Origin of the sequence: Aquitalea denitrificans, assembly GCF_009856625.1 — a bacterium.
GTDB classification, from domain to species: Bacteria; Pseudomonadota; Gammaproteobacteria; order Burkholderiales; family Chromobacteriaceae; genus Aquitalea; species Aquitalea denitrificans.
In genome coordinates this window covers 1,893,948-1,907,053 of record NZ_CP047241.1, presented here as the reverse complement: position 1 = coordinate 1,907,053, position 13,106 = coordinate 1,893,948, and the positions used below count along the sequence as shown (strand labels likewise).

The window sequence follows — 13,106 nt, the reverse complement described above, 5'->3', positions numbered from 1 at the left end:
CAAGCGAGAACAACGTTAGTGGAAGTCATGCGCAACCGGGTGGTCGCGCCTCACTTCTCAGTACTGCGGCTTGTACAGCTGAGCCTCGATCCAAGCGCGGATATCACGCGGACGCTCTACCTGGGCCAGGCCGGAATCAAACATGTACTCGGCAATGCGCGCTGCCGTGGTCACTTCGGTTTCCAGAATCTGGTCCTGGCTGGGGAACAGCATGCTCTTGGCGCGCTGGGTCAGCGTGACCTGATCGGCGGTGGCATGGGCAGCCACGATGAAGCATTCGTCGTTCAGGCGGGTCGGGCGGCAGCAGTAGGTAGCCAGACCGATAGCCGGGTAGATGTAGAAGTTGTTGGCCTGGCCCGGACGGTAGGTCTTGCCTTCGTAGTCAAAGTCGGGGAACTGCACGCCAGCGGCAAACAGCGCCTTGCCCTTGGACCAGGTGTAGGCTTCTTCGGCGCTGCACTCGGCCTTGTGGGTGGGGTTGGACAGCGCAAAGATGATGGGCTGTTCGTTCAGCTGGCTCATCAGCTCGATCACCTCGCGGGTGAAGGCGCGGGCCTTGGTGCTCACCCCTACCAGCACGGTCGGCTTGAAGTCGCGGATGGCTTGCAGGAAATCCTTGCACGGCTTGGCCGGGCGGGCATAGAGCTTCTGGGTTTCGGTCAGGTCGGTACGGGAGTGCTCGATCAGGCCGTTGATGTCGAACAGGGCCACCTGCTTGCGGGCGTCGGCTTCGCTCAGGCCCAGGGTTTGCAGTTCGGCGCAGAACAGTTTGGCAATGCCAAGACCGGCAGAACCCGCACCCAGGAACATCACGCGCTGGTCGGTCAGCTTGCCGCCGGTAATGTTCATGCCGGCTGCAATACCTGCCAGTGCCACGCTGGCCGTGCCCTGGATGTCGTCGTTGTAGCACAGGATCTTGTCTTTGTAGCGATCCAGCATGCGGATGGCGTCGGTGCCCTTCCAGTCTTCAAAATGCACGCAGCAGTTGGGGAACACTTCCTGCACGGCCTGGATGAATTCCTCGGTCAGTTCGTCCAGCTCGGCTTCGGTAACCGGTGCTTCGCGGGTGCCCATGTAGAAGGGGTCGGCGCGCAGGGTTTCATTGGTGGTACCGATATCGAACAGCACCGGCAGCAGGCCGGCCGGCGGAACGGCAGCGCAAGCGGTGTACAGTTGCAGCTTGCCGATCGGGATGCCCATGCCGTTGGCACCGATATCGCCCAGGCCCAGAATACGGCCACCGGTGGATACGCAGATGAAGCGCACGTCTTTTTCCGGCCAGTTGCGCAGCACTTCGGCCATGCGGCCCTTCATGTAGCGGGTGATGTACATGCCACGGGCGCGGCGGTAGTTGTTGCCGAAGGTTTCGCAGGCATCGGCCACGGTCGGATCGTACAGCACCGGGATGAAGCGTTTCGGGTCGGACATCACCGTCTTGTAGAACACGGTTTCGTTACGGTCTTCCAGGCCGATCAGGTAGGTGTAACGCTCCAGATCGTCAGCTTTTTCGTCCAGGTGGGCCATTACGCGCTCTACCTGACGGTCCAGGTTTTCCACCGCATGCGGCAGCAAACCTTCCAGACCCATCTGGCGACGCTCTTCCACGCTGTAGGCCGTGCCCTTGTTCAGCTTGGGTTCATGCAGCAGCGGCATGCCGCCTTGTACGCCTTTGGCACTCAGTTTGTCATTCTTGACGGAAGTGTTCTTTACAGTCATGGCAATCTCCAGTTTGTATCGAATGGGTGAGATGAAAACGTCTCAGCTGCCCTTCTTATTGCAACTGGCGTGCCAGCCTTTTTGCCCTGTAGAAAATTTTTAACTAATTGATTTTTATGGTTTTTTATTTGAACAAAAAACCCTGCTGACGTCAGGCCGTACTTTGCCCCGTACGACAGGTGCGGAAGTCCGTACTTTGCTCAGGGGCTTTTACCCAGGCATGAAAAAACCCGGTCAGCCTGTGATGGGCTGCCGGGTAGCGCAAATGGGCGATTACCGGTTGTGCTTGCAAGCAATACGGCCAACAGCTCAACAGCGTCCGGGGACGCCGGGACGGCCCCACTTACATTCAATGACATTGAAATACAAACTTGTCGTGACCTATAAAAGCTAATAGTGCGATTATTAACTCTTCTACGGTGCCGTCCACCTGAGAGCTGAGCATGTTGAACGCCTACTTCATCAACAGTTATCAAACACTGTTTTTTTTACAGACCCAATACAATCTCTGGCTGGTTTCCCTGTCGCTGCTGGTGGCCATTTTCACGTCTTGCCTTGCTTTGCAAATGGCTGGTTTTGCACGCGAGGCCGATGAAGGCAATCTCAAGAAAATTGCGCTGGTGACCGGATCGATTGCAATGGGCGGTGGCATCTGGGCCATGCATTTTGTCGGCATGCTGGCCTTCTCCATCTGCAGCTCCGTGCACTATGCCTTGCTGCCAACGCTGTTCTCCATGCTTCCGGCCATTTGTGCTGCCTGGTTTGCCCTGCAGATGCTTGCCCGGCCAAGCATCAGCCCGGGCCAACTGTGGCTGAGTGGCACGCTGGTTGGCAGTGGCATCGGCATCATGCACTACAGCGGCATGGCCGCCATGAGCATGGAGCCCCTGCTCCGCTATGATCCACTATGGTTTGCCGCATCAATCGTGGTGGCAGTTCTTCTGAGCACCCTGGCTTTATGGATAAGGTTTGGCCTGGACAGCAATCGTTTGCACAAGGGCTATGCAACCTTGCTGGGCGGCAGCGTAATGGGCGCTGCCATTGCCGGCATGCACTACTTTGGCATGGCCGCAGCCCGCTTTATCGGCAGCGCCCACAGTGTTGGTTTTTCATCCTGGAATGACAATGCCAGCCTTGCCATCGGCATTGCCGTACTGGTGCTGATGCTGGGAAACATGGTGATGGCCGGCAACGTACTGCTGCGCTACCGCATGCTTTACCAGAAGGCGCAGGCAAACGAGCTGAAACTGCAAACCATCGTCAGCACCACCATTGATGGCATGATCACCTTTGATGCCGAGGGGCAGATACAGTCGGCCAATCCGGCTGCAGAACGCTTGTTTGGCTGGATGGAGTCCGAACTTAAGGGCAGCAGCATCCAGCGGCTGATCCCTGCGCTTGACCAACAGGATCAACAATCAGCATCGCCAACGCCGCTGCCGACTTTTGCTACCGAGCAAGAGGTTATCGGCAGGCGCAGCGATGGTTCACAATTTCCCATCCGCCTGGCGATTGGCAACGGAGCACTGCCCTCGCACAAGCTGTTATATGTTGGCTTTATCACCGATATCAGCGAGCGCCACCGGATGCAGCGCGAACTGGAGGAGCGTGAGCAGCAGTTCCATGCGCTGATCGACAATATTCCCGGCGTCACCTTTCGCAGCAAGGCCAAAGAACCCTGGGACAAGCTGTTTATCAGTGAGGACATTCAGGCGCTTAGCGGCTGGCCCAGCAATATATTCATGAGCGGCGGCATGCATATCATCAGCATTGTCCATCCGGAAGATCAGCCGCGCGTGCGCGCGGTCATTCGCAATGCACTGGAGCAGCGCATTCCTTATACGGTGGAATACCGCATGCGCTGCATGGATGGAACCGAGCGCTGGGTTTCCGAAAGCGCCCGTGGTGTTTTCAATGAAGAGAACCAGGCCATGTTCATTGACGGGGTCATTCTCGATGTCACGGAACGCAAGCTCATGGAAATTGCCATGCAAGTGGCCAAGGAAAGTGCCGAATCGGCCGCCAGATCGAAAAGTGCTTTCCTGGCCAATATGAGCCATGAGATTCGCACGCCGATGAATGCAATCATCGGCTATACCGATTTGCTGCAGGATTTCGAGATGGATCAAGAGCCGAAGAAAATGATTGAGATCATCAATCAGTCGGCAAAGGGACTGCTTGGGCTGATCAACGACATTCTGGATACGGCAAAGCTGGAACAAGGTGCGGTGGAGCTGGAAGAGCTGCCCTTTTCACTACGGGATGTCTGTCAGCAGACTATTGATACCCTGAGGCTGACCACCGAGCGCAAAGGCATTGGCCTGATCATGGACTACCCGGAAAGCATCAAGGACCGCTATATGGGCGATGCCATGCGTATCCGGCAGATTTTGCTTAATTTAATGAGCAATGCCGTCAAGTTTACTGAAAAGGGTGAGGTAAGGCTGCAGGTTTCCCGACATGATGGTGATGTCGAGCTGGCCATTACGGATACCGGCATCGGCATGAATCCCGTTGCACAAGCCAAATTGTTCAAGCCGTTTTCCCAGGCGGACGCATCGACCTCGCGCCGATTTGGTGGTACCGGCCTGGGAACAACCATTGCCATGGAGCTGGTAAAGAAAATGGGGGGAAGCATAGCGGTTGAAAGCACGGCCGGGCGCGGTTCGACATTTACCGTACGCATTCCGCTGGCAGTTACCGAGTCAGGCCTGGCCGCCAGCCCGGTAGCTGAAGATGCCAATTTGCCGCCACTGGATATCCTGGTGGCTGATGATGTGGTGCAAAACCTCAACCTGATCAAGATCTTGCTCAAAAAACGGGGCCATACGGTAACCACGGCCATGAACGGCAAGGAAGTACTGCAGCTTTGGTCGCAGCACGACTTTGACATCATCCTGATGGATGTGCAGATGCCGGTCATGGATGGACTGGAGACTTGCCGGGTTATCCGTTCCAGCGGTGGAGACCCGGACAAGTACGGCATTCCGATCATCGCGCTGACCGCAAGTGTGCTGCAAGAAGACCGAGCAGCCGCAATGGCAGTCGGCATGAGTGGATTTGCCTCCAAACCAATTGACATCAAACAATTGGACCAGGAAATGAAACGGGCACTGCAGGCAGCGTACGGCTAGATCTTGCTGCCCTGGCGACGGACCGGCAAAACCCGACGGGATGGCTGTTGCGGCCTGCCCTTCAAACCATATTTGGCTCTCAAGGCAGTCAGACTGCCGGAGCGCTCCAGCCGCTGCAACACAGCCCGCAAATGCCTGACGGTTGAGGCCGGCAGCCGTCTGGACAATATGAGGCAGACATCCTGCCGGGCAAGCGGCACGGGGATCAAGCGTATCTGCGGCTGCAAGCGCAATTGCTGGATATGCCAACCAAGCTCTTCTTCCGCGTGCAAGACAAAACGTACGCGGTGACGCATCAGCTTGCCTAGATTACCGGTAATCGCAATGGCACCATCATCTGCTTGCCCCCCACCCGGCGTGGACAGATACGCCGCATATGCCGAGCCCTGGGCAACAGCGACAATGCCATACCGGCCAAGCCCTTGCATGCCATCGGCCGGCAGCTGCAACAGCGCATCATCCTGACGCACCGCCAGCGCGACATGCTGCACATACAACACCGGCCGGGTAATCACCATGAAGCGCTGCCGCCGTGCAACCGTACCCTCCATGCCAACCACCATATCGATTTTTCCGCTGTCCAGATCAGCCTCCAGACGCCGCAGCGAGCGGAAACGATCCTGGCCGCTGATAAGCAACTGCGGATCGGTCTGATGCAGTAGCCGGATCAACTCCATGCTGAAACCGGGCAGGTGCGAATCCTGAGGATTGAAGCGCAGCAGGTTTCCTTCCTGAGCACTGCTACGCAGGCTGATTGCATGGACACAGCTCACGGTGGTCACATACAACAGCATGAGATGGAGGAAAAATCGGATCATCATCTACGCCACAACCAGGACGGTAAATCAGCCGGCAGCTGACACCAACAAAGACAAAAACAGAAGCATCCTGCAGCAAAAAACCGGGGGCCATTCTTGCGAAAGCCCCCGGCCTTACTGTGCACTCGGTTCAGCCTGGCTCAGAAAGCAATGCGCAAGCCGGCAGAAGCGCCATACTCGCTTCGCCCCTGCGCCAGCTCACCATTGACGCCACCGTACAGGTAGGACTGCTTGCCCACTTTCAGCGTGCCATTCAACTGGGTTTGCACAAATTGACGGCCACTATGCGTAGCGCTGGTACTCACACCCAAACCGGCAAGCTGGCTATCCACTTGCGGACGGGACAGCTTGCCGCTGTCCTGCCCCACCGCCAGCGACAGCTGATAGGTAAAGGCAGCTTTGAGCGGGTCCTGTTCCAGGGATTTGCCGCTGAAACCGATCATGCTGCGGACACCACTGGCGGCATAGCCCTGCATACTGAGTGCCGATACCGAAGCCGCACCCTCGTTCTGGGCGTCGTGGCTGCTACGCTGCCAGATGACCCGGGCAAACGGCTCGACAATGCCCTTGTCCAGGGTAATGGGCATGCGCAAGCCAGTACTGAGCAAGGCATTGCTGCCAGTCGCGCCGGAAGCCAGGCCACCACTCAGCTGCAAGGGGTCCCTACGGCTGCTGCCCCAGTCTGCGCTACCAATGGATGCCATGCCATCCAGGTAGAATTTGCCAACGGCCTGCGAGCCATATACAAACACCATGGTTTCACTCAGGCTACCGCTGCCGGACTCCTGGCCAATCGAGGTTTCCGCATGCGACATACCAAAACCGGCGCGGGTCTGGCTGGTCGTGTAGGCATCAATACCGACGCTGAACTGACTGCGATTGGTTTTGTAGCCGGAGGCAAAATCATCTGCTTTCAGTTGCTGATGGTCCACATTGGAGTTGGCCCATAACACCCGAGCCGGCGTACCGTCCTGATTCACACCGGCGGCGGCATCCTGCTGCAAGTGATTGCTGACATCATTCTGCAATGCACGCGAAGCCAGCGGTGCAGTGGCAGCCAAGGCAGCATGCACTTCACCAGACAGGCGGCGCGATGCAGTTTTCAGCTGCTCCGCATTCAAGCCGGCCACGGCATACAGCAGATTGCTTTGCGCGGTCGTATCGGTATTGTTCACCTGTCCGCCCAGCACCTTGTCCAGCACACTGCCGACATTGCGCGCATTCTGATTACTTCCACCCAGATACTTGGCATAGGAAGTGGGTGTCAGGCGCAAATCAACACTATTGCTGCCCAGCTGATTGTAGAAAGCCACCAACTGGGTATCTGCCGCCAGACCGGCACTGGGTTGTACCAGGCTGTCAAAGCGGCCGACAATGCCACCCGCTGCGGTGATGATGCGGAAGCTATCACCCAAAGATGGCGTAAAGGTATTGTTGGCCGTGCTGCTAGGGATGGCCGGGTCAGTGGTGATGCCACGCAGCAGCGGAGTCAAGGTGCCGGCAGCAACAAACTGGCTGCTGCTGCCTGTGATGATCAGACGAGAATAGTTGCCAGCGCCCGTCCCGATTCCGGTACCGTCGATGTCTTCTTCGAAGGTACTGCCACTGGTCATGGTTACTGTTCCGGTGGAAACCAGTGTGCCAGGAGAGTTACCGGGAGCCAGCTTGCCGGTTACGGTGGTGGTGCCATTGATAACCCCGGTACCGCGTAAAGTACCGCTACTGTCTACCGTTACATTACTGGTGAGATCACCATTGGCACGCAAGGTGCCTTCCTGCACGCAAGTCCCGTTGGACAGCGTGGCATTGCCCGTCATGTTAAGCGTGCCGGCACCAGTCTTGTTAAAGCAGCTGCTGCTTCCTGAACTGGTAACGGTGCCAGACATGGTGGCGGTGGTGCCTGCATTGGTATTCACCGACGAACTGCCACTGACCAACACCTGCTGGGCATTGCTCAAGGTACTGAGTGTCTGCAAGGTGCCACCATTCAGTACGATAAGGCCGGTACCCAAGGACGCCCCGTCATCAATCTGCACCACACCACCATTAATCGTGGTTTGACCGGAGAAGGTGTTGTGCGCACCATTGACCTCCAGCGTACCGCTACCATTCTTCAGCAGATTGCCAGCGCCGCTGACTACCCCTTCCAGCAGCAGATTGGTGCCGCTATCGGTATTGATGGCGCTGGTGGAGCCCGTCTGCAGCGTGAGTTCACGACTAGTGGCAAAGCTGGCCGTACTGTGCAGCGTACCGCCATTCAGGGTCAGCGCACCGCTGCCAAGGTTGGCATCACTGGATACCACAAGCGTGCCAGCATTGACACGGGTACCGCCACTATAAGTATTGCTGCCGCTCAATACTTCAGTACCACCGTTCAGCGCCAGGCCACCGCTGCCGGCAATCACACCGGAGAAAGTGTCACCGGCATTGTTCAAGGTCAGCGTATTGCCACCCAGATTGACAGTACCAGCGCCAGACAGGGATTTGGCAGCGGCGTTGGCAGCCAGCGTCAAGCTACCGGCATCGCTGATGGTGGAATTGGCCAGACTGCCGTTACCGGACAGCGTCAGGCCTGCCCCACTGCGAATGGTGGTGGATCCACTATAGGTATTGGCACCCGTCAGGGTTTCATTGCCGCCAGCCACGGTCAGGCCGCCCGTGCCGCTGACAACACCGGCAAAGCTGCCGCCATTGCCAATGGTCAGGGTATGCGCGCCCAGCGCAACCGTACCGCTGGTAGCACCATTGAGCTGGGCAATGGCTTCATCGGCACCCAGCGTCAGCGCACCGTCTGCCGTCAGGTTGGCGGCACCGGACAGGCCGCTGTTGTTATCGTTCAGCGTGGCACCGTTGGCAATGTTCACCGCCGTGCTGGCCAGGCTGCCGTTACCGGACAGCGTCAGGCCTGCCCCACTGCTAATGGTGGTGGATCCACTATAGGTATTGGCACCCGTCAGGATTTCATTGCCGCCAGCCACGGTCAGGCCGCCCGATCCTGCGATGACACCAGCAAAAGTATCGTTGGCATTACTCAGGGTAAGCGTCTTGCTGCCAAGTGCCACTGCACCATTACCAGACAGGCTGTTGATGCTTGCACCACTATTGGTGGCTGAAATATCAAGGCTGCCATTATCAATTACGGCACTTGAGGAAGAAATACTGCCATTCCCGGACAATGCCAGAGTTGCGTTGCCATCGATGGTGGTTGTACCGGTATAGGTATTGCTGCCAGAGAAAGTGACACTACCGCCCGTGCCACTATTGCTGATGGTAATGGAGCCGGTTTTTCCCGCAGCATTTGACAATACGCCGGAATAATTGCTGTCCATGCCATTCTGATCGATCGTACTGCTGGCACCATTGACTGAATCATCAATGGTGAAATTTTGCGTCACACTGGCAACATCGCTCTTGAGCGTCCCCCCTACAAAGGCAGGATTGACCGAACCACCAAGATTGCTGGCCAGGTATTGAGACTGAGCCTTGTCGATATCGCTACTACTGGTTTGCGTAGAGGAGCCGGCACTGGCTGGTACCGAATTAAGTGCTACAGAGCCGGTGTAAATCGTTCCGCCGGCATACAGTACATCACCATTACCATCACCGTAGATACGGACCATATCGAAGAAGTTTGTATCGTTGATGGCACCGATAAAGGTATAGGTTTTCCCATTAGCCTGCTCGGGAACATCAGCAATTTTTGTTGCAGTGCCAATCAGCTGTGCACCTTCCCAGGTATTGCTTGCCTGATTGCCAAACTGGATATAAAGCGAAGAGTTATAGCAGCAAGTACCCCAGTCTCCCAGTTGGACACCAAACGAATTCATCAGGGTTCCAAACTTGAATGTCAGACCACTGCCGGTCGGGTCCGCACTCGATGCCGTCATATTAATGCCCACACCAGTGGTACCTGATGCAGCAATCAGACTGGGAGAGTTACTCAGATAAGTCGAATCAATTGTCCGGCTTGCACCATTGGTCGCCGAGATATCGATTCCAGAAACGTTCCAGCTACTGCCAGATGCCAAACCACTCACTGTCGTGGTAGTAAAGGTGGAGGATGCACTGGAAGAATAGGTATTTACCGTATCCTGCAAGCGGGTCTCACCTGTTACAAAAGTTTGGAAATACACGACGGGCGTAGCAATGGCCATGTTCGCCATCGACATGATCATGCATCCTGTGAGGGCGCACATGGCCACGGAGGCCATCTTCCCACCGACTTTGGTCAAACGATACCCGATGTCGGATCTTTTCATTTTGTCATTACCCCATGGCCATGCCATATCAACGAGTGACTGACTTTGGCCTGCCGATTTGTAAGTATATTTTTCGAATGATTGATTTAATTTAAATATCAACCCACAATCAGTATTGTCAAACGCCAACTTTCATATGGCATGAAGACAAAAACCGGCATTGATAATGCCAACTTCATTGCGCTCGGCCCTTACCGTTGCTTACAAATCCTTACGGCTCCTTACTTGGCGACTTTTAATGACCAATAACTGGTAAAGCCTTTAAAAGCCGATTAGGATTAGGCCCCATTCTTTCTCCCGCCGATAAGAAGCATGCCTGTATTCCCGCACCGCATCTGCTCATGGATATTCATTGCAGTGCTGATCTCATGCCTTAATATTCAAATGGCATTTTCAGCACCCGCTAACGAAGCTTTGCAATACACATGGAAAACACTGATTGATCCGAGCGGTGAAAAGAAAATTAATGAAATCCGTCTGAAAGAGCATCTATTCAAAGCAGCCAGCTCTAACGCATTTGGCTATCAGCCTGGTGCGGTATGGATAAGAATGGAAATAGTGCGCAAGCCAGAACAGGCCGCGCATTGGTGGCTGGAGCTGCAGTCTCCCATGCTGGATCTCGCCACACTATACGAACAGGATGCATCAGGAAGATTGCTGATTCGTAAAATGGGGGACCACATCCCCATGTCTGATCATGAAATTGATTATCGCAATGCTGTATTCAGGATGAACATTCCGGCAAACAAGCCATATATTATTTACCTTCGCCTGCAAAGCCAAAACACCCTCACCATCACACCGGTATTTTTTTCATACAAATCGCTGATCACCAGCATTGCCACCGAGCAGATTTTCTTCGGCGCACTGGCATCGGTCTATTTCGCCTTGCTATTGAATGGATTTTGGCTTTACCGGGCATCCAGCGACCGCTCCTATAGCTGGTTTGCACTTTATGCGCTATCCAACTTGATTGTCATGCTGGGTTCGGAAGGATACATCTATCAATATTTATTGGGAGATTATTCTGACCTGAATGAAATCATACTGATTGTCAGTATTTATTTTAGCGTTCCGATAGGTGGGCAATTGCTTTTGTATTATCTGGAAATACAGAGCAAGGTATTCTGGCGTATTGTTCAGTTAGACTGGTTTTTTTCAACGCTGGCAGTTACATTGCTGTTTCAGGCTGATCAGCAATGGATCAGGCCTGCATTCCAGGCATGGATATTATTGAACATGCTGTTCGGGACGGTATTTGTTTACACCATGCGCAATAAAAACAAGATGGCACTGCGTATCTTGCTGGCGCTATTGCCATTCTGGCTGGCGGTAGCCTTGCGCAGCTTGCGCAATGTCGCCCTGCTGCCATCCAATATCGTGACCGACAATACCTACTATCTTGGCATGGCCCTGTATATGCTTGCGCTAAACTACGCTGTCAGCATAAAGATCAAGACCTTGCGGGAGGCTCATGATCATGCTCAGGCCGAGGCACTGCGTCTGGCAAAAAAGAATGAACACGAACTTGAAGAACAGGTTATTCAGCGTACCGTGCAATTACAGCAGGCGGTACGTCGGGTAGAAGCTTCCTTGCAGATAGAACGGCGCGCACAAGCGGAACAGCGCGAGTTCTTTGCCACGGTTTCGCATGAGCTGCGCACTCCCCTGACCGTAATTGACATGACGGCACAAAACCTGGAGCTGGATGCCACCGAGCTGGACACAGAAACACGCAACCGCTACAGCAAGATACTGCAGGCAACCAACCGGCTGAGCCTGTTGCTGGACAGGTATCTGAATGAGGACAGCTTCACGCTGATGAGGCGTGGCGTGCAGTATCGACAGTGCAATCTGCACATGATGCTTGAGGATGCGGCCCGCTCGGCTTCCATTCTGTCCAGCGCGCATCAGTTCATCTTGCAGCTGGATCTGCTGCCGGAAAACATTGTCTGCGACCCTGACCTGATGCTCTTGGTGCTGCGCAGCCTGGCAGATAATGCGGTCAAGTACACGCCGCCGGAGTCCACCATCTTGTTTACCGGCAGCGCTGCTGGTGATCACATCAATATTTTCATCAGGGATAACGGGCCCGGAATGAGCGCAGAAACACTTGCACGCGTATTTGAACCACATTTTCGCGGTGCAAACAGTACCGGCAAGCCAGGTAGCGGCCTGGGCTTGATGCTGGCGCGCAAACTGATGGAAAACCAGGGTGGTCGACTGGAAATAGACAGCCTGGAAGGCAAAGGCTGCAGAATCCATCTGTGTTTGCCACTACATATTGCCGCAGTAGCCGATATCAGCCCGGCCTAGCCTGGCTGACTGCAGCCTTACTGCAGCTGGGCAATCGTGGCAAGAAAGCTGTAGCCCTTGCCATGTTCGGTTTTCAGCGGCAAGGCCGTGCCGGTTTCATCGGCCCAACGCTTGCGCAGTCGGCTGATCATGGTATCCAGCCGGCGCATGTCGAAATCCAGCCAGTTAAATCCCAGTGCTTCAACCAGATTCTTGCGATTCAATATCTGCAGACCGGTGGCAGCAAGTTGCTGAAACAACAACAGTTCGGCCAGCGACAGGGAGATATGCAGCCCTTGCGGTGAAAGCAGCTGGCGCGTGCGCAGATTCAGACACCAGTCACCCCCGATACGACGGTACAAGGCGTTGATGATGGCATCCAGCTCCAGCAAGCGGAACGGCTTTACCAGATAGTGGTCGGCACCGCCATTCAGGCCGCTGAGCATGTCCTGTGTTGAACTGCGGGCCGTCAGCATGATGATGCCGGTACGTGGTGATTCGCGACGAATGACATGCGCCACATCCAGCCCGGTGCCATCCGGCAGGCCGATATCCAGAATTGCAATGTCAGTTACAACTTGCAGTGCCGAAAACTCTGCCATGGAGCCGGCCTGCCATACCTGATGCCCACTACGCAGCAGGAATCTGGCCAGCTCCTCACGCAGCTCGGCCTCGTCTTCTACCAATAAGATCTTTGCCACAATCTGTTCTGCATCGTTCAAGGCCAAGCATTCTAATCGACCTGCCAGCCGGCATTGCTTACAAAAACTTACACCGACAGGCAAGCCCGTCCCCCGGCCTGCACCAGCCGATGGCAGGAAATCACATGCAAGGTTGGCGGGTTGACAGGCAGTACAAGAATCAACAGCGTTCACTTGAAACAC

The 13,106-nt window shown here is 55.2% G+C and carries 6 protein-coding genes; 2 read left to right on the top strand and 4 right to left on the bottom strand.

The window, feature by feature from the left end; translation table 11 throughout:
* Positions 1-57 precede the first annotated feature (57 nt).
* Positions 58-1,716: an NAD-dependent malic enzyme gene (locus tag GSR16_RS08635; RefSeq protein ID WP_159876433.1), complete on the bottom strand. Its 1,659-nt coding sequence runs from the start codon at positions 1,714-1,716 to the stop codon at positions 58-60.
* Between the two features lie 443 nt (positions 1,717-2,159).
* Between GSR16_RS08635 and GSR16_RS08630 the strand changes: the two genes are divergently transcribed.
* Positions 2,160-4,850: an MHYT domain-containing protein gene (locus GSR16_RS08630; RefSeq protein ID WP_159876431.1), complete on the top strand. Its 2,691-nt coding sequence runs from the start codon at positions 2,160-2,162 to the stop codon at positions 4,848-4,850.
* Here the strand turns inward: GSR16_RS08630 and GSR16_RS08625 are convergent.
* On the bottom strand, positions 4,847-5,623 hold the full coding sequence (locus GSR16_RS08625; RefSeq protein ID WP_159876429.1) for a substrate-binding periplasmic protein: 777 nt from the start codon (positions 5,621-5,623) through the stop codon (positions 4,847-4,849). The genes GSR16_RS08630 and GSR16_RS08625 overlap by 4 nt on opposite strands.
* A 185-nt stretch (positions 5,624-5,808) precedes the next feature.
* The gene (locus GSR16_RS08620) at positions 5,809-9,495 is read right to left on the bottom strand and encodes an autotransporter outer membrane beta-barrel domain-containing protein (protein WP_159876427.1); all 3,687 of its coding nucleotides are present in this window, start codon (positions 9,493-9,495) and stop codon (positions 5,809-5,811) included.
* A 744-nt stretch (positions 9,496-10,239) separates the two neighbouring features.
* On the opposite strand from GSR16_RS08620, the gene GSR16_RS08615 reads away from it, so the two are divergent.
* A complete protein-coding gene (locus GSR16_RS08615; RefSeq protein ID WP_159876425.1) occupies positions 10,240-12,243 on the top strand; it encodes a sensor histidine kinase in 2,004 nt (667 codons plus the stop codon).
* Between the two features lie 17 nt (positions 12,244-12,260).
* Here the strand turns inward: GSR16_RS08615 and GSR16_RS08610 are convergent, their stop codons facing one another.
* A complete protein-coding gene (locus GSR16_RS08610) occupies positions 12,261-12,923 on the bottom strand; it encodes a response regulator transcription factor (RefSeq protein ID WP_159876423.1) in 663 nt (220 codons plus the stop codon).
* Positions 12,924-13,106: the final 183 nt, after the last annotated feature.